The following is a 26,460-nucleotide window of genomic DNA, read 5'->3' as shown; positions in this document are numbered from 1 at the left end:
ACGCAACCGTAACCTACGGTGCCGTAAGCCCGCTCGGCAGGGACCCGGAGGAGACCACGCGCAGGCGCCGGGTCGGGCGGGTCATGGCCACGTACAGGTCGCCCGGACTCGCCCGGCCGATCTCGCCCGGCTCGACGAGCACGACGATGTCGAACTCCAGGCCCTTGGACATCACCGGGCCCATGACCGCCAGGCGCGAGCGCAGCACGTCCCCGCCCGGCGCCTCCATCGCGGCGGCCAGCGCGGCGTCGGCCGCCAGGCGCGCGGCCCAGGGCTCGGGATCGGGCGCGATGAGGGCGATCCGGCCCCCCTCGGGCCCCACCGCCTCATCGAGCGCCGCCATCTCCTCGCGCACCGCCGTCAGGACCGCCTCCTCGAGGGCGGCGCCCGCGGCGCCCTCCGCCCGGCCCGTCGAGTCCACCGGGCCGACGCGGTCCACCCGCAGGCAGTCCGGCAGGTCGCGCACCGAGGACACGGGGTATACCGGCGGGTGCCCCAGCGAGGTCACCGCCGCGTCCGCGGCCTCCATGACCGTGGCCGGGGTGCGGTAGCACACGGTGAGGACCTCCTCGCGCAGCGGCGTCGACCCGCCCCGCGAACCGCGCCTGGCGCGCCCGCCCCGACCGGGCTGGTGATGATCCCTCCGGGGGCTCCCTCCACCATCTGCTGACGGGATCGTGCCCAGCGCCCGCAGTGCCTGCCCCCAGCTCGACGGCGCCGTCGGCCCCGAGTACTGCGCCAGGTCGCCCACCACCGTGAAGGAGCGCACCGGGCAGCGCCGCGCCAGCGCCCGCCAGGCCATCGCCCCCAGCTCCTGCGCCTCGTCGACGACGACGTGCCCGTACGTCCAGCTCCGATCCGCCCGGGCGCGCTCGGCGAGGGTGAGGGAGGGCCCGTGGTCGGCGACGCGGTCGGCCAGCATCTCCGCCGTCACGATCCCACCGCCGAGCTCCTGGGACTCGATCGCCTCGGCGGCGTAGGCCACCAGCTCCTCGCGGCGGCGCGCCTCCAGACGGGCCCGCTGCGCCTGGGCGTCGTCGCTGGGGCCCAGCAGCTCGGCGAGTTCATCGATGAGGGGGATGTCCGCGGGCGTCAGCTCGGACCCCGGTGAGCGGCGCAGCGCCTCGCGCTCGGCCCCGGTGAGCTCGGGGGCCAGGCGCTCCAACAGGGCCGGGCGTGCCCACAGGCGCTCCAGGAGGCCCTGCGGCGTCGTCGGCATCCAGCACAGGTTGATCTCCCGGCGGGCGTCGCGCGAGGTGCGGATGTCCTCGCGGATCCACGCGCGCGTCTCCGGGTCCGAGGCGTCCTGACGGGTCGCGGCGGCGAACTGGTCCGTCAAGCGCTCCAGCAGCCACAGCACGAAGGGCTCGCGGGCCAGGTTGTGCGGCTTGCCGCCGCGCCGCGCCCTGGCCATCGCCTCGCGCACGTCCTCGGGCCGCAGCTCCAGCGCGGTGCCCTCCACCACGATCGGACGAGGCTCGTCCGGGACGCGCTGGAGGCCCTTGACCGCCCGGGCCAGGATCCGAGCCCACAGGGCCCGCCCCTTGATCTCCGCGATGGCGGTGCTCTCCGCGCCACGAGCCCGGATCCCGGGCACCAGGTCGCCGATCGTCGTCGAGACCACCCCCGTCTCCCCCAGGGAGGGCAGCACCTGCTCCACATAGCGCAGGAAGGTTCGCGAGGGGCCCACCAGCAGCACCCCGGAGCGCTCCAGGCGCTCCCGCTCGGCGTAGAAGAGGTAGGCCACCCGGTGCAGCGCGACCGCGGTCTTGCCCGTGCCCGGCCCTCCCTGGACCACGAGCACCCCCGTGCCCGGCGCCGTGACGATCCGGTCCTGCTCGGCCTGGATCGTCGCGACGATGTCCCCCATGCGACCGTCGCGGGCCGCCGACATCGCCGCCATGAGAGCCCCCTCGCCCTGCAGCCCCTCTGCCGCCAGCCGCGCCCCCTGCTCGCCGGCGGCCCGGGCATCGGCGCCATCGAGGGCCGAGACGTCGATGAGCTCGTCCTCCACTCCCAGGACGCGCCGGGCGCGCGTATCGATATGGCGGCGGCGCACCAGTCCCATGGGCTCCAGGGCGGTCGCCTGGTAGAAGGCCCTGGCCAGGGGCGCGCGCCAGTCCAGGACGACCTCCCGGCGGGCGGCGTCATGCAGCCCGATCCTGCCCACGTAGTGCCGAGGAGGGCCGCCGACGGCGCCGCCCCCGGCGGGGCCCGCGCCGAGGGAGGACCCGGGCGAGCCCGGGCCGTCGGGGTCATCCGCCCCGGGAGTGCCGGGCTCGTCGGCGCCCATGTCCATCCGTCCGAAGACCAGTCGCTCCTCCACGCCCTCCAGGGTGGAGATCAGCCCCGAGTAATGAACGGCGTAGGCGTCGCGCTCGCCCCGGGACTGGTGGGTACCGCTCGCGCCGCGCGCCTCGGTGCTGGCCAGCGCGGCCCTGGCCTCGGCGAGCCGGCGGTCCAGCTCCCCGTAAGCGGCGTCCACCACCCGCTGCTCGGCGGCGATCTCGCGCTCGCGGGCCGCTCCCTCCGGGCCCGGGGCGGCGGGAGGCGCCTCGGGCGCGGGATCGGGCGCAACCTGGGGGGACCGGCTCGACGTGCTCACGGGGCCTCACTGGGATCAATGGCGGATATGACGGGCCGCCGGGCGGCCCAGTGCGCTTCCGGGCGGCCCGGGCGCGGTCGCGCTGCGGTGGCGCGCGGGCGTCCGGTGCCCCGCAGCACAGGGCCGTCCATTATTCTCCTCGTGGGGACGCCGCGGCGCAGCCGGGGCGACGCCCACCGCGAACACGTCCGCCACCTGCGTCCCATGGCCCTCCTGGGCAGGAGGCGGGCACGGGCCGGGCATCCCGGGAACACTCCGGGGCGACGGCGCGTTGGCCCATGAGGCGCCCCTCGTCGTGGAGCGAGGGGGGCGCTCCCTCCGGCCCCGCCCGAGCCGCCGGGCAATGAGCACCACCGCGATGACGATCACGAGAGGAGACCAGGGATGATCCAACCGCCGCTCTACACCTTCGCCAGCCTGACGCGCCCCATCGCCCCGCGCGTCCTCCTCCACTACTTCGACGGCGCCATGGACGCGGGCCACGCCGGGGCGCTGGCCGTCGAGCAGCTGCTCCTCGCCCTGCCCCACGAGCGCCTCGCCACCTTCGACGTCGACGGGATCATCGACTACCGGGCCCGCCGCCCCGTCGCGCGCTTCGAGTCCCGCCAGTTCACGGGCGTGGAGCTGCCCAGCCTCGTCCTGGATCTCCTCACCGACGACGGCGGCGCCCAGCTCCTGCTACTCCACGGCGCGGAGCCGGACTACCGCTGGCAGGAGGTGGCCGGGGCCATCACCCACCTGGCCGTCTCGCTCGGCGCCGGCCAGGCCATCAGCATCCACGGGCTGCCCTTGGCCGTGCCCCACACCCGGCCCACCTTCATCCACCAGCACGGCAGCCGCCTCGACCTCCTGCCCGAGCAGCCCGACTTCTTCGGGACCGTCGAGGTTCCCAGCACCTTCGCCACCTACATGGAGATCCGGCTGGGCGAGGCCGGGCTCGACTCGCGCGGACTGGCCGCGGGCATCCCGCACTACGTCGCCCGCGACGACTACCCGGCGGGGGCCTCCGCGCTCCTGGCAGCCGTCGCCGACGCCGCCGGGCTCGCCCTGCCGCTGGGCGACCTCGAGGCGGCCGCCAGCCTCAACCGGCACGAGATCGACGCCGAGGCCTCCCAGCAACCGGAGGTCACCGCGATCGTCAACGCCCTGGAGGCCCAGTACGACGTCCTGGCCCCGAGCAAGGACGACGAGGGCATCGGCGAGCTCTCGTCCCTGCTCGACCTGCCCAGCGCCGATGAGATCGGCGCGCGCCTCGAGGCGTTCCTCGAGACGAAGGATCCCGGCAACAACCAGTCCTGACCCCGGGCGGGGGAGGGGGCCGCGCGCTCGCGACCGGGACGGGCTCAGCGCCCGCGAGGCGCCAGGTCGTCCGCGCCCCAGGTGCGCACCGGCAGCGGCAGGCGTCGCACCGCCCTCTCCACGGCCTCCTCCTCCGCCGGGCCGAAGGGCTCGCGGCGGGCCACGATCACCAGGTTGCCCTGGCGCTTGCCCCGGGCCACCGCCGGATCGGCCACCACGATGATCCCGCCGAAGACGCGGGAGGCCGCCCGCAGCTCATCGTGGGCCTGCGCGCGCGGCATCGCCGGCGAGTTCGCCAGGAGCAGGCCCTCATCGGCCAGCGCGGCGCGGCAGCCGGCCAGGAAGGACCCGTCCCGGCAGGACGCGGGCACGGCCCCGGCGGCGAACACGTCGCGCACGATGACATCCCATTCGCCCGCGCGCAGCTCGGGCACCACCCGGGCCGCGTCGCCCACGCGGATCCGGAGCCGCGGGGAGCGCGGGAGGTCGAACCACTCCCGCACGCGGCCGGCCAGGATCTCATCGATCTCCACCGCCGTCTGCGTCGAGCCCGGACGGGTGGCGTCCCAGGCGCGCGCCAGGGCGCAGCCCGCCCCTCCCAGGTGCAGGGCGCGGACCGGGGCGCCGGGCCCGCTGAGCGCGTTGAGCGCGGCGTCCATCTGCTGCTGGTACTCGAAGTCCAGATGAGACGGATCGCGCAGGTCGATCCATGACGACTCCGTCCCGTCGAGGAGGAGGAGCACGCCCGACTCGCGCACCTGCAACTCGGCCACACCCAGGGACGTGGGCACCGGGCCCACCGGGAGGGCCGCCAGCGAGCGCGCGGGGGAGTGCGCTGCGCCCCCGCGCCGTCGACCGCCGCTGCGGGACTGCTTGCGTGTCACAGGAGCACGCTAGCCTGGGCGCGTCACGAGCACGATCGGATCAGCGGGGCGCCCGGCGGGCCCCGGCGGGGAGGAGGGCCCATGAGCAGAGCCCCGCGCGCCGCCGGCGCCCGCCGCGACTGGGGGGATGACGACTCCGCCACCCCCATCCTCCACGTCGACATGGACGCCTTCTTCGCCTCCATCGAGCTCCTCGACCACCCCGAGCTCGTGGGCCGCCCCGTCATCGTCGGCGGCGCCGAGGGCCGCGGCGTCGTCTCCGCTGCCACCTACGAGGCGCGCGCCTACGGGGTGGCCTCCGCCATGTCCATGGCCGAGGCCATGCGCCGCTGCCCGCAGGCCGTCGTCCTGCCCGTGCGCCACCGCCACTACGGCCGGGTCTCCCGGGCCGTCATGGGCATCCTGGGGGAGGTCACCCCCCTGCTGGAGAAGGTCAGCGTCGACGAGGCCTTCCTCGACGTCGCCGGCGCCCGGCGCCGCATGGGATCCCCGGTCGCCATCGGCCGCTGGATCCGCCGCGAGATCCGTGCCCGCCTCGGCCTGCCGGCCTCCGTGGGCATCGCGTCGACCAAATTCGTCGCCAAGCTCGCCTCCTCCCACGCCAAGCCCGACGGGCTCCTCCTCATCCCCGCCTCCTCCACCCAGGACTTCCTGGACATCCTGCCGGTGGGCGCCATGTGGGGGGTGGGCGCCAAGAGCGAGGCCGCCCTGGCCCGGTGGGGCATCACCGATGTGCGGGCGCTTGCCGCCACGGACGCCCGCACCCTGGCCCGCATCCTCGGCCCCGCCGCGGCCCGCCACCTGTCCGCCCTGTCCCACGGGATCGACCCGCGCCCCGTCAGCCCCGGCCGCGAGGAGAAGTCCGTCGGCACCGAATCCACCTTCTTCGACCTCCTGCGAGATCGCGACCACGCCCGTCGCGTCCTGCTCGACCAGTGCCACCAGTGCGCGGCGCGGCTGCGGGCGGGGGAGCTTCGGGCCCGCGTCGTCGTCCTCAAGGCCCGCGGCGCCGACTTCACCACCGTCACCCGCTCGCGGACCCTGACCGAGCCCACGGACCTGGCGCGCGATGTGTGGCGGACCATCGAGGAACTCTTCGACGCCCTGCCCACCCCGCCGGGCGGGTACCGCCTCCTCGGCGTGCGCTGCGAGGGCCTGAGCCGCGGTGACGACGGCGTTCAGCTCCTCCTCGACGATGACCCCCGTCGCGGGGCGCCCGAGCGCGCGGCGGACGAGGTGCGGCGCCGATGGGGGGCGGGAGCCGTGGCCCCCGCCAGCCTTCTCCGCCCGCCGGTTAGCGGTCGGTGAACCGGAGCAAGTAGACTCGAAGGCGGATCCCTGGGCTCGGCATATCGTCCTGAGCGACCGGCTCGGGGGTTCAGGCCGGGCTCCGAGAGCCGGTCCCGGTCGGCCCCGCTCCCGCCTCCCCAGGGCTGCGAGGCGCAGTGGCGAACAGGAAGCGAGGGACTGGCATGTCGCTCTCGGAGCGCGAGCAGCGGGTGCTGCGAGACCTCGAGCGCCAGCTCCATGAGGAGGATCCCGCCCTCGCGGAGACCATCCAGCATCCCGAGCGCCATCTCGCGCGCGTCTCCCCGAGGAACATCGGCTGGGGGATCGCCCTGGTGCTCGTCGGGCTGGTCGTTGTCATCTCCGGCGTCGTGCTGGGCCACGGCAACGGCCTCGTCTCCGTCATCGTCGGAGTGACCGGGTTCGGCCTGGCCGTCGCCGGCGTCGCGCTCATGGTGCGCCGCCCCCCGATGCTCAAGGACGCCCAGGGCAAGGGCGGGGCCCGCACGCGGCGCTCCACCTTCATGGAGCGCCAGTCCGAGCGCTGGGAGCGCCGCCAGGACGACGAGCGCTGAGCCGCCTCCCCATCGACTCCTCCACGTCGCTCCCCGACGCCCCACCCGGTGCATTCCCGCCCCTCCACTTCCCTCCACCGCAGCGCCCGCGCCGCCCCCGGACGCTGTCGCGCCCCCCTGATCCGGTCCCATCCACGCCCCGCAGCCGCCCGCCGGGCCCGTCGCCACCCAAGGCGACGGGCCCGGCGCCGTTTTGCGCCCCACTTCCCTCCACCACGTGAAACCGCGCAATCTCGCGGTTCCTCAACCGAATATTGGTGGATATCCATCACAAGTGGGTGTCAGGGTGGTTGGAAAGGGAGGGAAGTGGAGTAGGGTGGAGTCCACTGGATCGCCGAGGGGAAGGAGTGGACCCGATGTTCCTGGGCACCCACGCTCCTCGCCTCGACGACAAGGGCCGCCTCATCCTCCCGGCCAAGTTCCGGGAGGAGCTGGCGGGGGGCATCGTCCTGACCCGAGGCCAGGAGCACTGCCTCTACGCCTTCACCACCGCGGAGTTCGAGCGCATGTACGCCCAGCTGCGCGAGGCGCCCCTGGCGCAGAAGCAGGCGCGCGACTACGTCCGCGTCATGCTCTCCGGCGCCGACTCCCAGATCCCCGACAAGCAGGGCCGCATCACGCTGCCCGCCCCCCTGCGCGCCTACGCGGGACTGGATCGCGACCTGGCGGTCATCGGCGCCGGGTCGCGCGTCGAGATCTGGGACGCCACCGCCTGGGAGAACTACCTGAGCGCTCAGGAGCAGGTCTTCGCCGACACCGCCGAGGAGATCATCCCCGGCTTCTTCTAACCCGATCGGCCGATCCGGATCGCCCCGTGAGGTCTCCGCCCGCCGCCGCATCCGACGCCTCTTCCCCGGCGCCGGAAACTGCGGGAGGAGTCCTGGCAGGACGATCAACGGCCGGCCCGGCGGCGCCGCCCCAGCGCCACAGCACGACAGGAAGGAGGAGCGCCGATGAGCGCGATCACCGCCCCCGCGGGTTCCGCCGCGCAGCGGCACACCCCGGTGCTCCTCTCCCGCTGCCTCGACCTCATGGCACCCGCCATCGAGCAGGCGGCCGCCCGGGGCGCCACCCCCGTGCTCATCGACTGCACGCTCGGCATGGGCGGCCACAGCGAGGGGGCCCTGGAGCGCTTCGAGACCCTGCGCGTCATCGGCATCGACCGCGACCCCCAGGCCATCGCCCTGGCCGGCGAGCGCCTCGCCCCCTTCTCGGACCGCTTCACCGCCGTGAGGGCCACCTACGACGCCGTCGAGGACGTTGCGCGCGAGTACGCCCTGATCACCGAGGAGGGCGTGGGCGTCGTCGACGCCGTCCTCATGGACCTCGGGGTCTCCTCCCTCCAGCTCGACGACGCCGAGCGCGGCTTCTCCTACGCCCGTCCCGCCCCGCTGGACATGCGCATGGACCAGGGCTCGGGCCCCACCGCCGCGCAGATCCTCGCCACCGCCGATGCCGCCGAGCTCACCCGCATCCTGCGCGTCTACGGCGAGGAGCGCTTCGCGGCGCGCATCGCCCGGGCGATCGTCGCCCGGCGGGACGGCGGCGCGCCGTTGACGCGCACCGACGAGCTCGCCGAGCTGGTGCGCGACGCGATCCCCGCCGCCGCCCGGCGCGCCGGCGGGCACCCCGCCAAGCGCGCCTTCCAGGCGCTGCGGATCGCGGTCAACGCCGAGCTCGAGGTCCTCGAACGCGCCGTGCCCCGGGCCCTCAACTCCCTGAGGGCGGGCGGGCGCCTCATCGTCGAGTCCTACCAGAGCCTGGAGGACCGGATCGTCAAGCAGGCGATCACCGCCGGCTCCACCAGCAGGGCCCCCCAGGGCCTTCCCATCATCCCCGAGGAGGACCGCCCCTACCTGGAGCCCCTCACCCGGGGCGCCGAGCGGGCCGATGAGGCCGAGCTCGACGCCAACCCCCGCAGCGCCCCCGTGCGTCTGCGGGCGGTCACCCGAACCCGCCCCGCCTCCCTTGCACCGGCCCCTGAACCGGCACACCGCCGCAGAGCACCGACCGATCGAGGAAGGAGGAGCCGATGAGCGCCGCAACCGCCGCCACGGCCCGCCCCAGCAGCCCCGCCAAGAGGACCTGGGAGGGCAGCGCCCGAGCCCGATCCCAGGGCGGGGCCCGGGAGGCCCCGCTGCCCCAGCGCCAGCTGCGCGTGGTGCGCGGCATCGCGCCCGGCCGCTCCACCATCCCCTTCGTGCTGCTCATCGCCACGATCCTCATCGGAGCCCTGGCGACCACGATGGTGCTCAACGCCAAGATGGCCACCACGGCCTACGAGCTCCAGAAGGCCTCCACCGAGCTCGACGTCGTCGAGGACCACGTGGAGACCGTGCGGGGACAGGTGAACGACGCCGCCGCGCCCGACGCCCTGGCCGATCGCGCCGTTGAGCTCGGCATGGTCCCCGCCGCCGCCCCCGGTGTGGTCGACCTGCGCAGCGGCACCGTCACCGGCGGCAGCGCCGCGGGCGCTCCCGGCGCGGGCGGCGCCGGGAGCGCCCGCGGCGCGCCCAACGCCGGTGGTGCTGCCGGTGACGGCGCGAGTGGGCAGTAACCGCCGATGAACCCGAGCCGACGTCGCGCCCTGCAGCTCCTCGGCCTGACCGGCTTCACCGCCGTGGCGGCCAAGACCGCCTGGCTCCAGGTGGCCCAGGGCCCGGACCTGGCGGAGAAGGCCCGCGCCGAGCGCACGCTGACATGGACGAACGTTGCCCTGCGGGGCAATATCTGCGGACGCGATGGCACCATCCTGGCCACCTCCTCGGTGAGCTTCGACATCGGTGTCAACCAGCTGCTCGTCGCCCAGTGGGAGGACAAGGTGGAGCAGGACAACCCCACCACCGGCCTGCCCGAGACCGTCGTCGTCGGTCACGGCCCCGCGGCCGCGGCCGACAGGCTCGCCCCCATCCTCGGGGTCGACGCGGCCGAGCTCGGGGCCAGGATGGTGGGGGAGTCCACGTACTCCGTCATCGCCGAGGCCGTCCCCCCGGACACCTGGCGCCAGATCAAGGCCCTGGGCATCCGCGGCGTCGAGCCCGACCAGCGGGTGCGCCGCACCTACCCGGCGGGCTACGTCGCGGGCAACGTCGTCGGTCTGACCGCCGAGGGCGAGGGCCGCGTCCTTCAGGGCACGGCGGGCATAGAGATCACGCAGGACGAGCGGCTCACAGGCGTCAACGGCTCGGGGTCCATGGAGGTGGGCCGCACCGGCACGCAGATCCCCTCGGGGAGGGTGACCGAGACGGCCTCGACCCCCGGGGCCACCGTCACCCTCACCCTCGACCCCGATCTCCAGGTCCTCGCCCAGCAAGCCATCGACGAGGTCGTCACCGCCCAGGGCGCCGAGTGGGGCTGCTGCGTCGTCATGGAGCCGTCCACCGGCAAGGTCCTCGTCATGGCGGACAGCCGCACCGTCGACCCCGCCGACCCCACCGCCTCCGCCGAGGGCGACCGCGGGGCCCGCTGCGTCGAGGCCGTCTTCGAGCCAGGCAGCGTCGGCAAGGTCGTCACCTTCGCCACCGCCCTGGAGGAGGGCGCGGTCACGCCCGAGGAGACCTGGACCGTCCCCTACTCCTGGACCTCCGCCAACGGCCAGAGCTTCGTCGACTCCCACGCCCACGGCGTCGAGCAGCTCACGACGGCGCAGGTCCTGGCCGAGTCCTCCAACGTCGGCACCGTCCAGATCGGGGAGAGGGTCGCCGACGACGTCCGCTACGCCTACATGGAGCGCTTCGGCTGGGGCGCCCGCAGCGGCATCGAACTGCCGGGGGAGTCCGCGGGGCTGCTCACACCCCCCTCGGAGTGGGATGACCGCACCCGTTACACCACTATGTTCGGCCAGGGCATCGCCGGGACGACGCTCCAGTCCGTCCAGGTCCTGGCGGCCATCGCCAACAAGGGCGTGCGCGTGGCCCCCCGGGTCATCGACTCCTGGACCGCCGCGGACGGCACGGTCACGCGGCAGGCCCAGCCCGAGGGCGTGCGCGTCGTGTCCGAGGCCACCGCCAAGACGCTCACCGACATGCTCGTCGGCGTCACCCGGGAGGGGGGCACCGCCGAGGAGGCCTCGATCGACGGCTACCTGGTGGCGGGCAAGACCGGCACCACGGAGATCCTCTCCGAGGATGCGACCGTGGCATCCTTCGTCGGATTCACCCCCGCCCACGACCCTGCCATCGCCGCCGCCGTCATCGTCAACAAGCCCTCGGGCATCTACGGGGGCGTCGTCGCCGCCCCGGTCTTCCGCACCATCGCCCTGGCGACGCTCCACAAGCTGGGCATCGCCCCCGACCCCTCGGTGATCGCGGCCGCGAAGGCCCATCAGGGGGATCAGGCCACCCCCGACCAGGGTGGGACGGCCGGGACGCCGGGACAGGGCTGAGCGGATGGCGCCCGCTCCCGCCCGGTCCGTGCCGAGGCCCACGGGGATGAGCGCTGGGCCCCCGCCTCCTCGACGTCCCACGTCCCCTCGGCGTCCCGGACCAGGGGAGATCCTGCTCACGCCCGCAGAGCCCCGTATGGGAGAACGCGGGGATCACAGAACCCGGTCGCCTCTCCTGATCTGCGCACGACCTCGGGCGCGATAGATTGTGGGACTATGAGCAACCACGCGTACGAGTCGGCCGCGGCCCTGCGCCCGCACCGAAACGCTCCCCTCGCTCTGAGCGACCTCGCGCAGCGATTCTCCCTGAGCCCCGCCACTCCCGCCGATGCCCAGGTCATCACCGGCCCCGTCCCCCTGACCGTCTCCGGCGCCTCCGTGGACTCCGGCGACATCGCCCTCGGCGAGCTCTTCGTCGCCCTGCCGGGATTCCGCGCCCACGGCGCCGACTACGCCGCCCAGGCCGTCGAGGCCGGCGCCGTCGCCGTGGTGACCGATGAGGCCGGGGCCGCCATCGTCCACGGCTCCTGCCCCGGCACCCCGGTGCTCATCTGCGCCGACCCGCGCGCCGTGGTGGGCCCCCTGTCCGCGCAGATCTACCACCAGCCGTCCCACCGCCTGGTCACCACGGCCGTCACCGGCACGAACGGCAAGACGACCACCTCCTACTTCCTCGACGCCATGCTCACCGCCCACCTCGGCGGCTGCATGGTCGCCGGCACCGTGGAGCTGCGCGCCGGCGGCCTGTCCGTGGAGTCGCCCCGCACCACCGTCGAGGCCCCCGTCCTGCAGCGCATGATGGCGCTGTGCGTCGAGGAGGGCGTGGGCGCCGCCTCCTTGGAGGCATCCAGTCACGCCATCGTCCTGCACCGCCTCGACGGCACCCGGATCGACGTCGCCGGCTTCACCAACCTCCAGCGCGACCATCTCGACTTCCACCACACGATGGAGGAGTACCTCGACGCCAAGGCCCGGCTCTTCACCCCCGAGCGCGCCGGGCGCGCCGTCGTCTGCGTCGATGACTCCTGGGGCACCTCGCTCGCCGAGCGCATCGACCGGGCCGGCGGGCTCCCCCTGGACCGCGTGCGGGCCTACGGCGGCAACGCCCCCGCCGACTGGTGGGTCGCCGATGCGGCCGTGTCCCTGACGGACTCGGCCACCACCTTCACCCTCCACGGGCCTGACGGCGTGGAGATCGCCGCCAGCTGCCCCCTGCCCGGGCTCGTCAACGTCCAGAACGCCGCCCTGGCGCTCGTCATGGCGATCCGCGCGGGCGTTCCCGCGGACGTGGCCGCCCAGGCGCTGGCCGCCGCGCACAACATCCCGGGCCGCATGCAGCGCATCAGCCAGCGCGACGGCACCCGGGGCCTGACGATCGTCGACTTCGCCCACACGCCCGACGCCATGGAGCTCGCGCTGGCCGCCGTGCGCCCGATCACCCCCGGGCGCCTCATCGTCGTCTTCGGCTCCGACGGCGACCGCGACCAGGGCAAGCGCCCCATGCTCGGCGAGGTCGCCGCGCGCCTGGCAGACGTCCTGATCATCACCGACGAGAATCCCCGCAGTGAGGACCCCCGGCTCATCCGCGACGCGATCCTGACAGGGGTGCGCTCCGTGCGCCCCGACCTGGCCGACGTCGAGGAGATCACCACCTGGCGCGGGGACGCCGTTCGCCGCGGGGTCGAGCTGTGCGGCCCCGATGACACCGTCATCGTCACCGGCAAGGGTCACGAGCCCTTCCTCGAGGCGGCCGGTGAGTTCATCCGCTACAACGACGCCCCCGTCATGCGCGAGGCCGTCGAGGCGAAATGGGGTGCCGCGTGATCGCCCGCACGATAGACGAGTTGGCCTCCTGGGCCGAGGGCCGCCTCGTCCCGCCCGCCGCCCCCTCGGGGACGCCCGTGACCGCCGTCGTCACCGACTCCCGGAAGACCGGGCCGGGCGCGCTCTTCGTGGCCATCAGGGGCGAGCGCGCGGACGGCCATGACTATCTCGCCGCCGTCGCCCGTGCCGGTGCTGCGGCCGCCCTCGTCAGCGACGAGGCCGCGGCTCGCGCCGCCCTCGCCGAGGCCGGCGGGCCCGGAGCGGCGATGGCGCTCATCGTCGTGGGGGACACCGTGGCCGCCCTCGGGCGCATCGCCCGCGGGCACCTCGCGGACCTGCGCCGGCGTGCGGGGGAGCGGGGCCTGGCCGTCGTCGCGATGACCGGCTCGGTCGGCAAGACCACCACCAAGGACCTCACCCGCCAGCTCCTGGCCGCCCAGGGGCCCACGATCGCGCCGGTCGCCTCGTTCAACAACGAGATCGGCCTGCCCCTGACCGTCCTCGAGGCGGACGAGTCCACCCGCTACCTCGTCCTCGAGATGGGCGCCTCCGGACCGGATGACATCGCGGATCTGGTGGAGATCGCCCCGCTGGACGCCGCCGCCGTCCTCATGATCGGCCACGCCCACATGGGCGGCTTCGGCTCCATCGAGGGCGTCGCCACCGCCAAGAGCCACATCGTGCGCGGCCTGCTGCCCCACGGCACCGCCGTCCTCAACCTCGACGACGAGCGCGCCGCCGCCATGCGCGCCCTCGCGCCGGGCAGGGTCCTCACCTTCTCCGCCAGCGGCGACGAGCGCGCGGACCTGCGCGCCACCGGCGTGGAGCTCGACGAGGCCGCCCACGCCGTCGCCGACATCCACCTGCCGGGCGCCGGGCCCCGCCGCGTGCGCCTGGGACTGCCCGGCGCCCACAACGTCGCCAACGCCCTGGCCGCCCTCGGCCTGGCCCTCGCCGCGGGCGTCGGCCCCGAGGCCCTCCTGGATGCCATCGCCTCCGCGGGCCTGGAGAGCCCCCACCGCATGGCGGTGTCCGACCTGCCCGGAGGCGGCCGTCTCATCGACGACTCCTACAACGCCAACATCGACTCGATGACCGCCTCACTCGCCTCCCTGCCCGCGCTGGCCGGGGGCCGCCGCCGCGTCGTCGTCATCTCGGAGATGCTCGAGCTCGGCGAGACCTCCGCCGCGGATCACGCCACCGCAGGGGCGCTCGTCGCCGGTGCGGGCGCCGCCCTCCTGGTCACCATCGGGGCGGGCGCGGCACCCGCGGCCGAGACCGCCCGCCGGCGTGGCGTGGAGGTCGTCGAGACCCCCGACGCCGACGACGCCATCGCCCGCATCCCCTCGCTCCTCGCCCCCGGGGACGCGGTCCTCGTCAAGGGCTCGCACGGGTCGGGCGCCTGGCGCGTGGCCGATCACCTGGCCGCCGGCCACGACGCGACTGACGGACGTGATGGAAAGGACGCCCGATGACCGCCATCCTCGTCTCCTCCGCCGTCTCCCTGCTCGTCTCCCTCCTGGGCACACCCGCCCTCATCAAGTTCCTGGAGCGGCGCCACTACGGGCAGTTCATCCGGGACGACGGCCCCGAGGGGCACTTCATCAAGCGCGGCACCCCCACGATGGGGGGCCTCGTCATCATCATCGCCCTCGTCCTGGGCTACGCCGCGGCCAACCTCGTCGAACTCCGCACGCCGCGGGCCAGCGGGATCCTCCTGCTCTTCCTCATCGTCGGGCTGGGGCTCATCGGCTTCCTCGACGACTTCGAGAAGATCTCCCGGCAGAGGTCCCTGGGCCTGACCCCCTGGCAGAAGATGCTCGGCCAGGCGGTCATCGGGATCGCCTTCTCCGTGGCCGGCCTCCTCTTCGCCGACCGCAACGGCCTGACCCCCGCCTCCACCCGCATCTCCTTCGCCCGCGACTCCCTCATCGACATGGCCTTCCTGCGCGGTGGGGGCGGCTCCTTCAGCCTCGGCGGCGTCACCGGCCTGACCCTGGTGGGGGCGGCCGTCGCCCTCCTGCTGTTCGTCCTGTGGTCGAACTTCCTCATCACCGCGTGGTCCAACGCCGTCAACCTCACCGACGGCCTCGACGGCCTCGCCGCGGGCGCCTCCGCGATGGTCTTCGGCGCCTACACCCTCGTGAGCGTCTGGCAGTCCAACCAGTCCTGCGTCTACGGGCACCCGGACATCGTGGTCAACACCTGCTACCAGGTCCGGGACCCCCGCGATCTCGCCATGATCGCCGCGGCCCTCATGAGCGCCTGCTTCGGGTTCCTGTGGTGGAACGCCTCCCCGGCCAAGATCTTCATGGGGGACACCGGCTCCCTCGCCCTGGGCGGGGCGGTCGCCGGGCTGTCCATCCTGTCGCGCACCGAGTTCCTCGCCGTCATCCTGGGAGGCCTGTTCCTGGCGGAGGTCATCTCCGTGATCCTCCAGGTCGTCTCCTTCAAGTCCACGGGCAAGCGCATCTTCCGCATGGCGCCCCTGCACCACCACTTCGAGCTCGGCGGCTGGACGGAGGTCAATGTCGTCATCCGCTTCTGGATCGTCGCGGGCCTGTGCGTGGTGGCGGGCCTGGGCCTGTTCTACGCCGAGTTCCTCGTCTCCTGACCCCCGCCGGCCCCGGATCAGCGCGGCCCCGGCGCCCGTGCCCCCCAACCCACACAAGGAATGGAAGTCCCTCGATGAATGAGATGTCCGGTGCACGCGTCGGAGTGGTGGGCCTGGGCAGGACCGGGGCCGCCGTCGTCGACGCGCTGACGACCCTGGGCGCCGAGGTCCACGCCTACGACGGCCGCGCCGAGGCCGTCGAGGCCCTCGCCGCCCCGGTCGCCTCGCGCATGGCGGGCAGCCCCGAGGAGATCGCCGCCGCCCTGGCAGCCTCCGACCTGCGCCTGCTCGTGGTCTCCCCGGGAGTGCCCGCCACCGGGCCGATCCTCGCCGCCGCCCAGGCCGCCGGCATCGAGACCTGGTCCGAGATCGAGCTCGCCTGGCGCCTCCAGCGCGCCGCGGCGCGCCCGGGCGCCCCCTGGCTCGCCGTCACCGGCACCGATGGCAAGACCACGACGGTCGGCATGCTCTCGGCCATCCTCACCGCCGCCGGTCTCACCGCCCCGGCCGTCGGCAATATCGGCGACCCGGTCATCTCCACCGTCCTGGCCGGGAAGGCCGACGCGCTGGCCGTCGAGCTCTCCAGCTTCCAGCTCCACACCACCCGCACCCTCTCGCCGGTGTCCGCGGCCTGCCTCAACGTGGCCGCCGACCACCTCGACTGGCACGGCGGGCCCGAGGCCTACGCCGCGGACAAGGCGCGCGTCTACGCCCGCGCCCAGCGCGCCGCCGTGTACAACTGCCAGGACGGGGCCACCCGCGACATGGTCGCCGACGCCGATGTCATCGAGGGCTGCCTCGCCGTCGGCTTCACGCTGGCCGCTCCCGCCCTGGGGCAGGTCGGCCTCGTCGAGGACCTCCTCATCGACCGCGCCCTGCATCCGGCCCGCCACGCCGAGGGCCGCGAGATCGCCGCCCTCGACGACCTCGCCCATCTGGCACCCGGTGGGAGCGCCGACCGCCTCCCGGCTCACATCGTCGCCGACGCCCTGGCCGCAGCCGCCCTCGCCCTGGGCTCGGGCCTTCCCGGCGTCGGACCCGAGGCCGTGGCCGCGGGACTGCGCGCCTTCGCCCCCGGCGCCCACCGCATCGTCACAGTCGCCGAGGCGGGTGGCGTCGCCTGGGTGGACGACTCCAAGGCCACCAACCCGCACTCCGCGCGGGCCGCTCTCGCCGGGCTGCCCGCCGGCACCGGCGTGTGGATCGCCGGCGGGGACACCAAGGGCGCCACCTTCCACGAGCTCGTGCGCGCCGTCGCCCCCGCCCTGCGCGGCGTCGTCCTCATCGGGCGCGACCAGTCCGCGATGTCCGAGGCCCTGGCCGCCCAGGCGCCCGACCTGCCCGTCACCCGCGTCCCCGACGGCGCTCCCCGCGAGGTCATCGAGGGCGCCGTGGCCGCCTCGGCCGCCATGGCGCGGCCGGGGGACACCGTCATGCTCGCCCCGGCCTGCGCCTCCTGGGACCAGTTCGCCTCCTACGCCGAGCGCGGCGACCTCTTCGCCGACGCGGCGCGCCACCGCGCCGCGAGCGTCGAGAACGGGGATGATGGGCGGTCATGAGCGCCCAGCAACGTCGGCCCGCGCGCACGGGCCCCAGCGGTCGTGCGCGCGGACACCGTTCCCGGCCGCCCGTCATCCCCGCCCCGGGGGAGGGCCCGTCCTCCGGGCGCGATGCCGAGACGACTCCCGCCGCCGCGCCCCAGCACCGGCCCGGTCCCGTCGGCCGCGCCCTGCGCCGCGCCGCCAGGCGGGTCGGGGGTCCCGACGGCCCCCGGGACGCCGACACGAGCCTGCTGAGCTTCTACGCGCTGCTGCTGGCCACCGTCCTGCTGATGACCATCGGCCTCATGACGGTCTTCTCCGTTCAGCAGGTGGTGTCCGCCGCCCGCGGGCGCGACGCCGTCGTCGACTTCTCCAAGTACCTCATCTTCGCCGGGGTCGGCCTCATCGGCATGTGGGGCATGTCGCTGCTCTCCGAGCGAGCGCTGCGCAACCTGGCGATCCCCGTCCTCGCGGGCGCCACCGCGCTCCAGTCCCTCGTCTTCACCCCACTGGGGACCTGCACCGGCGGCAACTGCAACTGGGTTGAGGTCCCCGGCATCGGCACCGCCCAGCCCTCGGAGTTCATCAAGGTGGGGCTGAGCCTGTACATGGGCCTCATCGTCGCGCGCTGGTTCGCGGAGGGGCGCTGGGAGAGCCTGCACTGGCTGGTCAAGGCCGCGGCAGCCCTGCTCCCGCTGGCCGCCATCGCCCTGGTCATGGGCGGCGGGGACCTGGGCACCGTCATCATCCTGGGGATCCTGCTGGCGGGCGCGGGCTGGATGGCCGGCCTGGCCAAGCGCTGGTTCATCACCTTCGGGGCTGTCGGGGCGGCCATGTTCGTCTTCGCCTCGGTCATCTCCCTCAACCGGCGCACGCGCATCCTGGTGTGGCTCCACCCCGACCGCGATGACCCTCTGGACATCGGCTACCAGCCCAAGCACGCCCGCTGGGCCCTGGCCACCGGCGGCTGGCAGGGCGTGGGCCCGGGATCGTCGCGCCAGAAATGGGGTTACCTCACCCAGGCGGAGTCCGACTACGCCTACGCGGTCCTCGGAGAGGAGCTGGGCCTGGTCGGGACGCTGCTCGTCATCGTCCTGTTCGCGATCCTGGGCTGGGCCCTGGCCCGGATCATCCGGCGCTCCAACTCCCTGTACGCGGGCGTCGTCGTCGGCGGCATCATGGTGTGGATCATCGGCCAGGCCATCATCAACATGGCGGTGGTGACCAACCTCCTGCCGGTGCTCGGCGTCCCCCTGCCGCTCATCTCACAGGGCGGCAGCGCGCTCATATCCGTGCTGCTCGCCATCGGGATAGCCCTGTCCTTCGCCAGGAGGGAGCCGGGCGCCCAGCAGGCCCTGAGATCACGGCCCGGCGCTGTGCGCCGTACGCTTGCGGTGATCTCGACCCGCAGGAGGAACCGTGCCTGACACCCGCCCCGATGACGCCCCCTCGCGCCCCCTGCGCGTCCTCCTCGCCGGGGGAGGCACCGCCGGCCACGTCAACCCCCTCCTGGCCACCGCCGCCGCGCTGACGGACCCGGCCCTGGGCGGAGACCCGGGCGTCCGGATCCTCGTGCTCGGCACCCGCCAGGGCTTGGAGGCGCGCCTCGTGCCGGAGGCCGGCCACGAGCTCGCCTTCATCCCCCGCGTGCCCCTGCCCCGCAGGCCGAGCCCTGACCTGCTCCGGCTGCCCGGCAACCTGCGCTCGGCCGTGCGCGCAGCGCGCGAGGCGATCGGGCGGGTGGAGGCCGACGTCGTCGTGGGCTTCGGCGGCTACGTCGCCACTCCCGCCTACCTCGCCGCCCGCCGCGCCGGCGCGCCCATCGTCATCCACGAGCAGAACGCCCGCCCCGGCCTGGCCAACAGGCTCGGCGCCCGCTGGGCCCGAGCCGTGGCGCTGACCTTCGCCTCCACCCCCCTCAAGGCCGCCAAGGGCTCCACCCGGATGACCGGACTGCCCCTGCGCCCCGCCATCGCCGGCCTCGTCGAGGCCCGGTCCACCGCCGCCGGCTCCACTGCCGCCAGGCGCGAGGCCGCATCGGCCCTCGGCCTCGATCCCGATCGCCCGACCCTGCTCGTCACCGGGGGATCGCTCGGCGCCCAGCGCCTCAACGAGGTCCTCGCCACCGCGATGACCCGGCTGCCCGAGGAGCTCCAGGTCCTCCACCTCACCGGCAAGGGCAAGGACGCCCCCGTCCGCGAGGCCCTGACGGCGGCCGCCGGGCGGTACCCGTCCCTGCCCGATCGCTACCGGGTCCTGGACTACCTGACCACCATGGAGCAGGCCTACGCCTGCGCCGACGGCGTCGTGTGCCGCTCCGGCGCCGGGACCGTGGCCGAGCTGACGGCGCTGGGCCTGCCCGCCCTCTACGTCCCCCTGCCCATCGGCAACGGCGAGCAGCGCCTCAACGCCGCCGACTGCGTGAGCGCCGGGGGAGGGCGGATCGTCCCCGACGCCGAGCTCGACGCCGGCGCCCTGCTCTCCTTCACCGGTGTCATCGCCGACGCCGAGCAGCGCGCCGCCATGGCGCGGGCCGCCTCCGGCGTGGGCGTGCGCGACGGTGCCGCCCGGCTCGGCGCCCTCATCCGCGCCGCAGCGACCAGCCGTGCCGATGCCGAAGGGAAGAAGAAGTGAGCACCAGCGAGCAGTCCAGTCATCCGGGGACCTCCGGGCCCGCCGGCCTGGAGGGCCGGGTCTTCCACCTCGTGGGCGTGGGCGGCGCGGGCATGAGCGTCGTCGCCCAGCTCCTCGTCGAGCGCGGCGCCACGGTCACCGGCTCCGACGCCAATGGGGGCGAGGCCTTCGACCGTCTCGCCGCGGCCGGGATCGGCGTGGTCATCGGCCACGCCGCCGGCAACGTCCCGCCCGACGCGACGGTCGTCGTCTCCACTGCCATCAAGGAGACCAACCCCGAGTTGGCCGCGGCCCGCCGGCGCGGCCAGGAGGTCCTGCACCGCTCCCAGGCCCTGGCCCTGGCCGCGCAGGGCCGCGATTTCGTCGCCGTGGCCGGCGCCCACGGCAAGACCACCACCTCCGGGATGCTCGCCGAGGCGCTCACCGAGGCGGGGGCGGACCCCTCCTTCGCGATCGGCGGCGTGGTCCGAGCCCTGGGCACCGGCGCGCATCTGGGCTCCGGTCGCGCCTTCGTGGCCGAGGCCGACGAGTCGGACCGCTCCTTCCTCAACTACGCCCCGCGCATCGCCCTGGTGACGAACGTCGAGCCGGACCACCTCGACAACTACGGCACGCCCGAGGCCTTCGAGGCCGCCTTCGTCGACTTCGCCCGGCGCCTCGTCCCCGGCGGACTGCTCGTGGTCTGCGCCGACGACCCGGGAGCCGCCCGCCTGGCCGACTCCGCCGTCGCCGAGGGACTGCGCGTGGCCACCTTCGGCACCGCCGAGCCGGCCTTCCTCGGCCCGAGCCACGAGGCCCATACCCGCCTGCGGATCACCGGCAGGGAAGCGGGATCCACCGCCGCCGAGCTCACCCGCGCCACCCCCGATGGCGCGCGGGAGCGGGTTGCGCTCGTCCTGCGGGTCCCTGGCGACCATGTGGCCCTCGACGCCGCCGGCGCCTGGACCGCCGGCATCGAGCTGGGGGTCACGGGCCGGGAGATGGCCGAGGCCCTGGGCGCTTTCGGCGGCACCGGGCGCCGCTTCGAGGACCGCGGCGAGGCCGGGGGAGTGCGCGTGGTGGACGACTACGCGCACCACCCCACTGAGCTCGAGGCCCTGCTGGCCACCGCCCGCGGGGTCGCCACCGCGCGCGGCGGCCGCCTGCTCGTCCTGTTCCAGCCCCATCTCTTCTCCCGCACCGCCGCCTTCGCCCCCCGTTTCGGCGCCGCCCTGGCCAAGGCCGACGCCGCCGTCATCGCGGACGTCTACCCCGCCCGCGAGGCCCGGGAGGACTTCCCCGGCGTGAACGGCGGGACGATCGCCTCCCGGGTCCCCGGCGGCCGGGCCCGTTTCGTGCCCGACCGCCTCGAGGCCGCCCACACCATCGCCTCGCTGGCCCGTCCCGGCGACCTGCTCCTGACCGTGGGGGCCGGGGACGTCACCGCGCTGGCCGAGGTGATCCTCGCCGATCTCGCCTCCTCGGCCGCCTCCGACGGCGAGGGCCGGGGACGCTGATGAGGAGGCCCCGCGCCCCGCGCCCGCACGAGTCCACTAAGCCAGCCGACGCCGGCAGGGCCGTCGAGGGGGCTCCCGAACAGGCCCGCCCCGATGGGCCCGATCCCGCGGGATCCTCCACCGCGGCGCCCGGCGCCACCGCCACGGGCCTCGCCGCCAGGGCCGAGCCCGGTTCCCCGGGGCGCCTTCGCGATTACGCCGCCTCCTCCGTCGTCTCCACCGGGCTCACCGATCGCCTGGCCGAGCGGCGCCGGGCGGCCCGCTCCCTGAGGCTGCGGCGCCTGACGGGGATCGTCGTCGTCCTCCTCGTCGGCGCCGCGATCGCCTGGGGGGTCCTCTACTCCCCGCTCCTGGCCCTGCGCCCGGCCGACATCACCGTGCAGGGGCTCGAAGGCGCCGATGGCGCCGTCGATGCCGATGCGGTGCGAGACGCGCTCGCCCCCCACGAGGGGGAGTCCCTGGTGCGCCTCGACGTCGATCGACTCGGCGACGAGGTCGCCGGCGGCCTGGTCCGTGTGCGCTCGGCCGCAGTGACCCGCTCCTGGCCCCACGGCCTGACCGTGTCACTGGAGCTGAGGAGCCCGGTGGCCGTCCAGGAGACCGATGGGGGCTACGCCGTGCTCGACTCGGAGGCCGTCGTCCTCGAGACCGCGGCCGAGGCGCCGGCCGGCCTGGCGCGCCTGGCCGCGGACGGGGCGGAGGAGGGCGGCGCCCCACCGCTCAATGCCGCGCAGGTGGCCACGATGACGGCCGTCATGGGCAGCCTCGATGGGACGACTCGCCAGCAGGTCTCCCAGGCGACGATCTCCACCACCGGCCAGGTCTCGCTCTCACTCGCCAACGGGGCGAGCGTGGTGTGGGGCGATGGCTCCCAGAACGCCCTCAAGGCGCAGGTCCTGACCACCCTGCTGACCACCTCGGCCGGCGTCTACGACGTCTCCGCGCCGCACAACCCGACGACCCGCTGAGCGCGCGTCTGACACGCCGAGGAAAATCCGGGCCGGTGCTGCTGCGGACCCATAGCGTTGCCCTTGTCATCGCAAGAATGACATAAGTATAAACCTCAACATGAGGTTGAGGGTCGAGGGGAGCCCGGAGGGCTCGCACGAGCGCGGAGGCAGACAGTGGTGGAGTCCCAGCACTACCAGGCGATCATCAAGGTCGTGGGCGTCGGCGGTGGCGGAGTCAACGCCGTCAACCGCATGATCGAGGCCGACTTGCGCGGCGTGGAGTTCCTGGCGGTCAATACCGATGCCCAGGCCCTCATCATGTCCGACGCGGACACGAAGCTCGACGTCGGCCGGGACCTGACCCGCGGTCTCGGCGCCGGGGCGGATCCGTCGATCGGCCGCAAGGCCGCCGAGGACCACGAGGAGGAGATCCGCGAGGCCCTCGAGGGCGCGGACATGGTCTTCGTGACCGCCGGTGAGGGCGGCGGCACCGGCACGGGCGCCGCACCCGTCGTGGCGCGCGTCGCCCACGAGCTCGGCGCCCTGACGATCGGTGTGGTTACCCGCCCCTTCTCCTTCGAGGGCCGTCGCCGCGCCGCCCAGGCCGAGGAGGGCGTCAACAAGCTCCGCGCCGAGGTCGACACCCTCATCGTCATCCCCAACGACCGCCTCCTGCAGATCGCGGATCGCAACATCTCCGTGGTCGACGCCTTCAAGCAGGCCGATCAGGTCCTGCTCCAAGGTGTCCAGGGCATTACCGAGCTCATCACGACCCCCGGCCTCATCAACGTCGACTTCAACGACGTCAAGTCCGTCATGCAGAACGCCGGCAGCGCTCTCATGGGCATCGGCTCGGCCACCGGCGAGGGCCGCGCGCTGGCCGCCACCGAGCAGGCGATCGCCTCCCCGCTGCTGGAGTCCTCCATCGACGGCGCCCACGGCGTGCTCATCTTCTTCCAGGGCGGCTCCGACCTCGGCCTCTTCGAGATCTCCGAGGCCGCGAACCTCGTGCGCGAGTCCGTGCACCCCGAGGCCAACATCATCTTCGGCAACGTGGTCGACGGTGCCCTGGGCGACGAGGTCCGAGTCACCGTCATCGCGGCGGGCTTCGACGAGGAGCCCGTCCCCGCGGGCCTCGACCGCGCGGCGTCCCAGAAGAGCGCCCGTCACTCGGCCCAGCCGGCCACCCGCACCGTCGAGCCCCGCAGTGCCTCCCACGCGGCCGACCCGGCTCCGGTGACCACCCCGGTCCCGCAGCCGCCGGTGGCCGCGTCCGCCTCCGCGGCCGCCTCCGCCCCCGCAGCGGTCCCGCCCCTTCCGGAGCCCGCCGCGCGGGAGCGCCCCGCCTCCGTGCCCGTCTCGCCCTCGGACAACACCGGCTCCGTCCCCGTGTTCGTGGACGCCGACGCCGAGCAGCCGCCCGTGGAGCTCGCGGTGCCCCCGATGCTGGGCGCCGACGCGGAGGACACCATCGACCTGCCCGACTTCCTGCGCTGAGCGCGGACAGCGGCATGACCGTCCCCGGCCTCCTCGAGGCCGACCTGGGCCCCCGCGCCCGCGGGTACTTCACCACCCGCGGCGCGGGGGCATCGCGCCTGCCCGGCCCGGCCGACGAGCGCCACGCCCACTGCACCGGGCTCAACCTCGCCGCCCATGTCGGGGACGACCCCGCGCATGTGGCCGCCTGCCGCGCCTGGCTGGAGGAGGCCGTGGGCCTGGGGGACGGGGATATCGCCTGGATGAACCAGGTCCATTCCGACGTCGTCGCCCATGCCCGGCGGGGGAGCGCCCCGACCGCCGACGCCCTCGTCCTCGACGCGCGCGCCGAGGGACCCCGCCCCCGTCCCCTGCGAGGGGCGGGCGTGCTGGTCGCCGACTGCGTGCCGCTCCTGCTCGCCTCCGCCGACGGGCGCTTGGTGGCGGCGGTCCACGCGGGCAGGAAGGGCATGCTCGACGGGGTCGTGCTCAGGGCTGTCGAGGAGATGGCGCGGCTCGGGGCCGATCCCCCGGGGATCAGCGCGGCCATCGGGCCCCGCATCTGCGGGCGGTGCTACGAGGTCCCCGAGGCCATGCGCGACGAGGCCGCCGCCGTGGAGCCGGCCTGCGCCGCCACCACCTCCTGGGGGACCCCCGGCCTCGACGTCGCCGCCGGCGTCATCGCCCAGCTCCAGCGCTCCGGCGTCGAGCGGATCGCGCCGGGGGACTGGTGCACCGCCGAGGATGGGCGCTTCTTCTCCTACCGCCGCGAGGGCGCCACCGGGCGCCTGGCTGGTATCGTCCTGACAACAATCTGAGAATTGCCTGATCGTGGCGGTATTGCCTGGTTGTTGCCCTGAGGACACGCCGCGCCCAATCACCGATGCGCGCTCCGATGACCGATAACGTCGCCCACACCGGGAGGCCAGGGGAAGCCAGGGGGCGCCCGGGGGAGCCAACGGAGAAGGAGCCAGCCATGAGCGCACTGCGCAAGATGTCGACATTCCTCGGGTACACCGAGCCCGAGCAGGACCTCTACGCGGAGGACGAGGAGGTCTACGCGCCCGTCTTCGACCAGGTCGTCGAGGAGGCCGATCCCGAGCCCCCCGCCTCGAGCGCCTACGAGACCTCCCTGGAGCCGGTCTCCGTGCCCGATCTGCGCCGCATCGTCACCGTGCACCCCTCCACCTACAACGAGGCCCGCGTCATCGGCGAGGCCTTCCGCGACGGTGCGCCGGTCATCATCAACCTCACCGGCATGAGCGAGGCCGAGGCCCGCCGGATGGTGGACTTCTCCGCCGGGCTCGTGCACGGCCTGCGCGGCGCCATCGAGCCCATCACCCCCCGTGTTTTCCTGCTCACCCCGGCGAGCGTCGAGATCGACGACGGCGAGGCCGAGGAGCACGGCCGCTTCTTCAACCAGAGCTGAGCCGCAGGGGTGGAAGTGCCGCACGCGATCATCTCGATCATCCAGAGCCTGCTGAGCATCTACATCCTCATCCTCGTGATCAGGGTGGTGCTCGACCTGGTGACCGTCTTCGCCAGGTCGTGGAGGCCCACCGGCCCGGTGCTCGTGCTCGCCAACATCGTGTACTCCCTGACCGATCCCCCGCTGCGCTTCCTCCGGCGGCGCATCCCCGCTCTCAGCCTGGGCTCCTTCGGCATCGACCTGAGCTTCCTGGCGCTCTGGTTCGGCATCATGATCGTCCAGTACCTCTTGGATCTCATCGACAGGCTACTGTGAGGGGGCGCTCACGAGCGCCGATGACCTGCTTCTTCCCACTCCTGGCAAGGGGATCCGTCCGGTTCGGGTGTGATGAGGACAGCGTGATTCGCATCCCTCTCCGGCCCCGCGCGCGGTCAGTTCAGGTACTGTAGTCAGCGTGAGTCACCGGTGATCCGGTGCTTGTGACAATGTCCGTAACGACACCGAGGTGACGATATGACGCTGCTGACAGCAGACGACGTCCTCAACAAGAAGTTCCAGGCGACGAAGTTCCGCGAGGGTTACGAGCAGGACGAGGTCGACGAGTTCCTTGACGAGGTCGTCGAGGCGATGCGCCAGCTCGAGGCAGAGAACGTCGAGCTCAAGGCGAAGCTCGACGCCGCCAACCGCCGCATCGAGGAGCTCTCCCAGGCCGCTCCCGCGAGCACCGGCGCCGCCCCTGTCGTGGCTGCCGCTCCGGTCGTCAACGAGCCCCCGGCGGTCTCCGCCCCCAGCGCTTCCCCGGCACTGCCGGCCATGTCCGCCATGGGTGGCAACGGGGACGAGCCCGGCGCCGCTTCCGGCATGCTCGAACTCGCCCAGCGCCTGCACGACGAGCACGTGTCCAACGGCAAGGCGGAGGGCGAGCGCATCGTCGCCGAGGCCCGCGCCACCGGCGAGCAGATCGTTCGCGACGCCGAGGACCAGCGCAACCGCACCCTCGCCCAGCTCGAGAAGGAGCGCTCCGGCCTGGAGCACAAGATCGACGAGCTGCGCCGATTCGAGTCCGACTACCGGACCCGCCTCAAGAGCTACCTCACCAACCTCCTCACCAACGTCGAGGAGGGCTCCAGCACCGAGGCCGGCCACATCTGATCGGCCCGGAGCCCGGCGCCCCGCGCGCCGGCACCGCAGCCCATCGTCGAGGGCGGCAACCCCGCGAGGGTGGCCGCCCTCGACGCATGGGCGTGCACCGAGCTGACCCCGGGAAGAACCCATGACCGACGACGACATCCCCCAGATCCGCCTCGCCACCGCGGCCGACCCGGGCGCCGTGCCCGCCGGCGCCGCCAGTGCCTCCTCCCCGTCCCCGGCCACCGCGCCCGGCGGCCCCACGGGGAGCACCGTCCCCGCCGCTCCGGACGGGCCCGAGCCCCAGGGCGCCGCCGCCCACGGCGGGGCGCCC

22 protein-coding genes and 1 pseudogene are annotated in these 26,460 nt (G+C 74.1%); 21 read left to right on the top strand and 2 right to left on the bottom strand.

The genetic code is table 11. The annotated features are described in order from the left end of the window. Positions 1-13: 13 nt before the first annotated feature. Entirely contained in the window at positions 14-2,605 is a 2,592-nt protein-coding gene (locus B1H55_RS07925) for a HelD family protein (protein ID WP_077240325.1), read from the bottom strand. Positions 2,606-2,989: 384 nt separating this feature from the next. On the opposite strand from B1H55_RS07925, the gene B1H55_RS07920 reads away from it, so the two are divergent. Next, complete coding sequence (locus tag B1H55_RS07920; RefSeq protein ID WP_077240324.1) at positions 2,990-3,904, top strand: PAC2 family protein; 915 nt, start codon at positions 2,990-2,992, stop codon at positions 3,902-3,904. 44 nt (positions 3,905-3,948) lie between these two features. Here the strand turns inward: B1H55_RS07920 and B1H55_RS07915 are convergent, their stop codons facing one another. Continuing rightward, positions 3,949-4,788, bottom strand: coding sequence for a spermidine synthase (locus tag B1H55_RS07915; RefSeq protein ID WP_077240323.1), 840 nt, complete (start codon positions 4,786-4,788; stop codon positions 3,949-3,951). An 81-nt stretch (positions 4,789-4,869) separates the two neighbouring features. Here B1H55_RS07915 and dinB point away from each other — a divergent pair, with 81 nt between their 5' ends. From dinB to B1H55_RS07815, 20 genes and pseudogenes are all read left to right on the top strand, one after another. After that, a complete protein-coding gene (gene dinB / locus B1H55_RS07910; protein ID WP_073453231.1) occupies positions 4,870-6,096 on the top strand; it encodes a DNA polymerase IV in 1,227 nt (408 codons plus the stop codon). A gap of 164 nt (positions 6,097-6,260) precedes the next feature. Continuing rightward, the gene (locus B1H55_RS07905; protein ID WP_073453233.1) at positions 6,261-6,650 is read left to right on the top strand and encodes a DUF3040 domain-containing protein; all 390 of its coding nucleotides are present in this window, start codon (positions 6,261-6,263) and stop codon (positions 6,648-6,650) included. 356 nt (positions 6,651-7,006) lie between these two features. Then, positions 7,007-7,438: a division/cell wall cluster transcriptional repressor MraZ gene (mraZ, locus tag B1H55_RS07900; protein ID WP_017176957.1), complete on the top strand. Its 432-nt coding sequence runs from the start codon at positions 7,007-7,009 to the stop codon at positions 7,436-7,438. A 165-nt stretch (positions 7,439-7,603) separates the two neighbouring features. Continuing rightward, the gene (gene rsmH, locus B1H55_RS07895) at positions 7,604-8,686 is read left to right on the top strand and encodes a 16S rRNA (cytosine(1402)-N(4))-methyltransferase RsmH (RefSeq protein ID WP_073453235.1); all 1,083 of its coding nucleotides are present in this window, start codon (positions 7,604-7,606) and stop codon (positions 8,684-8,686) included. After that, positions 8,683-9,207, top strand: coding sequence for a cell division protein FtsL (ftsL, locus tag B1H55_RS07890; protein WP_077240322.1), 525 nt, complete (start codon positions 8,683-8,685; stop codon positions 9,205-9,207). The genes rsmH and ftsL overlap by 4 nt, the downstream gene beginning before the upstream one ends. 6 nt (positions 9,208-9,213) lie before the next feature. After that, positions 9,214-11,034 (top strand): peptidoglycan D,D-transpeptidase FtsI family protein, encoded by a 1,821-nt coding sequence (locus B1H55_RS07885; protein ID WP_073453239.1) that lies wholly within the window; start codon positions 9,214-9,216, stop codon positions 11,032-11,034. A gap of 216 nt (positions 11,035-11,250) precedes the next feature. Then, complete coding sequence (locus B1H55_RS07880; RefSeq protein WP_077240321.1) at positions 11,251-12,858, top strand: UDP-N-acetylmuramoyl-L-alanyl-D-glutamate--2,6-diaminopimelate ligase; 1,608 nt, start codon at positions 11,251-11,253, stop codon at positions 12,856-12,858. Next, the gene (locus B1H55_RS07875) at positions 12,843-14,333 is read left to right on the top strand and encodes a UDP-N-acetylmuramoyl-tripeptide--D-alanyl-D-alanine ligase (RefSeq protein WP_073453243.1); all 1,491 of its coding nucleotides are present in this window, start codon (positions 12,843-12,845) and stop codon (positions 14,331-14,333) included. The genes B1H55_RS07880 and B1H55_RS07875 overlap by 16 nt, the downstream gene beginning before the upstream one ends. Next, positions 14,330-15,472, top strand: coding sequence for a phospho-N-acetylmuramoyl-pentapeptide-transferase (gene mraY, locus B1H55_RS07870; protein WP_073453245.1), 1,143 nt, complete (start codon positions 14,330-14,332; stop codon positions 15,470-15,472). Before B1H55_RS07875 ends, mraY begins: the two co-directional genes overlap by 4 nt. Positions 15,473-15,546: 74 nt before the next feature. After that, positions 15,547-17,031, top strand: coding sequence for a UDP-N-acetylmuramoyl-L-alanine--D-glutamate ligase (gene murD, locus B1H55_RS07865; RefSeq protein WP_077240320.1), 1,485 nt, complete (start codon positions 15,547-15,549; stop codon positions 17,029-17,031). Continuing rightward, positions 17,028-18,440, top strand: coding sequence for a peptidoglycan glycosyltransferase FtsW (locus B1H55_RS07860; RefSeq protein WP_077240319.1), 1,413 nt, complete (start codon positions 17,028-17,030; stop codon positions 18,438-18,440). The genes murD and B1H55_RS07860 overlap by 4 nt, the downstream gene beginning before the upstream one ends. Beyond that, the gene (locus B1H55_RS07855; RefSeq protein ID WP_073453249.1) at positions 18,433-19,647 is read left to right on the top strand and encodes a UDP-N-acetylglucosamine--N-acetylmuramyl-(pentapeptide) pyrophosphoryl-undecaprenol N-acetylglucosamine transferase; all 1,215 of its coding nucleotides are present in this window, start codon (positions 18,433-18,435) and stop codon (positions 19,645-19,647) included. Before B1H55_RS07860 ends, B1H55_RS07855 begins: the two co-directional genes overlap by 8 nt. After that, entirely contained in the window at positions 19,644-21,143 is a 1,500-nt protein-coding gene (murC, locus tag B1H55_RS07850; protein WP_073453252.1) for a UDP-N-acetylmuramate--L-alanine ligase, read from the top strand. Before B1H55_RS07855 ends, murC begins: the two co-directional genes overlap by 4 nt. Beyond that, complete coding sequence (locus B1H55_RS07845) at positions 21,143-22,111, top strand: cell division protein FtsQ/DivIB (protein WP_077240318.1); 969 nt, start codon at positions 21,143-21,145, stop codon at positions 22,109-22,111. The genes murC and B1H55_RS07845 overlap by 1 nt, the downstream gene beginning before the upstream one ends. A 156-nt stretch (positions 22,112-22,267) precedes the next feature. Next, the gene (gene ftsZ, locus B1H55_RS07840; protein WP_073453254.1) at positions 22,268-23,590 is read left to right on the top strand and encodes a cell division protein FtsZ; all 1,323 of its coding nucleotides are present in this window, start codon (positions 22,268-22,270) and stop codon (positions 23,588-23,590) included. A gap of 14 nt (positions 23,591-23,604) precedes the next feature. Continuing rightward, the gene (locus B1H55_RS07835; RefSeq protein WP_077240317.1) at positions 23,605-24,387 is read left to right on the top strand and encodes a purine nucleoside phosphorylase YfiH/LACC1 family protein; all 783 of its coding nucleotides are present in this window, start codon (positions 23,605-23,607) and stop codon (positions 24,385-24,387) included. Positions 24,388-24,545: 158 nt separating this feature from the next. Further along, on the top strand, positions 24,546-24,998 hold the full coding sequence (locus B1H55_RS07830) for a cell division protein SepF (RefSeq protein WP_073453258.1): 453 nt from the start codon (positions 24,546-24,548) through the stop codon (positions 24,996-24,998). Positions 24,999-25,013: 15 nt separating this feature from the next. Next, positions 25,014-25,313: a YggT family protein gene (locus tag B1H55_RS07825; RefSeq protein WP_370427860.1), complete on the top strand. Its 300-nt coding sequence runs from the start codon at positions 25,014-25,016 to the stop codon at positions 25,311-25,313. Between the two features lie 198 nt (positions 25,314-25,511). Continuing rightward, positions 25,512-26,150, top strand: a complete 639-nt coding sequence (locus tag B1H55_RS07820) for a DivIVA domain-containing protein (RefSeq protein ID WP_073453262.1) — start codon at positions 25,512-25,514, stop codon at positions 26,148-26,150. A gap of 121 nt (positions 26,151-26,271) precedes the next feature. Beyond that, a pseudogene (locus tag B1H55_RS07815) lies at positions 26,272-26,460 on the top strand (hypothetical protein); the annotation flags it as partial.

The sequence above is a fragment of the Actinomyces denticolens genome (genome assembly GCF_002072185.1).
GTDB classification, from domain to species: domain Bacteria; phylum Actinomycetota; class Actinomycetes; order Actinomycetales; family Actinomycetaceae; genus Actinomyces; species Actinomyces denticolens.
The sequence above is the reverse complement of the archived record's forward strand: the minus strand, read 5'-3'. Positions and strand labels throughout refer to the sequence as shown.

Excerpts from the sequence above, each read along its gene's own strand:
- B1H55_RS07920 (WP_077240324.1), top strand. The coding sequence starts at position 2,990 with ATGATCCAACCGCCGCTCTACACCTTCGCCAGCCTGACGCGCCCCATC.
- dinB (WP_073453231.1), top strand. The coding sequence starts at position 4,870 with ATGAGCAGAGCCCCGCGCGCCGCCGGCGCCCGCCGCGACTGGGGGGAT.
- B1H55_RS07905 (WP_073453233.1), top strand. The coding sequence starts at position 6,261 with ATGTCGCTCTCGGAGCGCGAGCAGCGGGTGCTGCGAGACCTCGAGCGC.
- mraZ (WP_017176957.1), top strand. The coding sequence starts at position 7,007 with ATGTTCCTGGGCACCCACGCTCCTCGCCTCGACGACAAGGGCCGCCTC.
- rsmH (WP_073453235.1), top strand. The coding sequence starts at position 7,604 with ATGAGCGCGATCACCGCCCCCGCGGGTTCCGCCGCGCAGCGGCACACC.
- ftsL (WP_077240322.1), top strand. The coding sequence starts at position 8,683 with ATGAGCGCCGCAACCGCCGCCACGGCCCGCCCCAGCAGCCCCGCCAAG.
- B1H55_RS07885 (WP_073453239.1), top strand. The coding sequence starts at position 9,214 with ATGAACCCGAGCCGACGTCGCGCCCTGCAGCTCCTCGGCCTGACCGGC.
- B1H55_RS07880 (WP_077240321.1), top strand. The coding sequence starts at position 11,251 with ATGAGCAACCACGCGTACGAGTCGGCCGCGGCCCTGCGCCCGCACCGA.
- B1H55_RS07875 (WP_073453243.1), top strand. The coding sequence starts at position 12,843 with ATGGGGTGCCGCGTGATCGCCCGCACGATAGACGAGTTGGCCTCCTGG.
- mraY (WP_073453245.1), top strand. The coding sequence starts at position 14,330 with ATGACCGCCATCCTCGTCTCCTCCGCCGTCTCCCTGCTCGTCTCCCTC.
- murD (WP_077240320.1), top strand. The coding sequence starts at position 15,547 with ATGAATGAGATGTCCGGTGCACGCGTCGGAGTGGTGGGCCTGGGCAGG.
- B1H55_RS07860 (WP_077240319.1), top strand. The coding sequence starts at position 17,028 with ATGAGCGCCCAGCAACGTCGGCCCGCGCGCACGGGCCCCAGCGGTCGT.
- B1H55_RS07845 (WP_077240318.1), top strand. The coding sequence starts at position 21,143 with ATGAGGAGGCCCCGCGCCCCGCGCCCGCACGAGTCCACTAAGCCAGCC.
- B1H55_RS07835 (WP_077240317.1), top strand. The coding sequence starts at position 23,605 with ATGACCGTCCCCGGCCTCCTCGAGGCCGACCTGGGCCCCCGCGCCCGC.
- B1H55_RS07830 (WP_073453258.1), top strand. The coding sequence starts at position 24,546 with ATGAGCGCACTGCGCAAGATGTCGACATTCCTCGGGTACACCGAGCCC.
- B1H55_RS07820 (WP_073453262.1), top strand. The coding sequence starts at position 25,512 with ATGACGCTGCTGACAGCAGACGACGTCCTCAACAAGAAGTTCCAGGCG.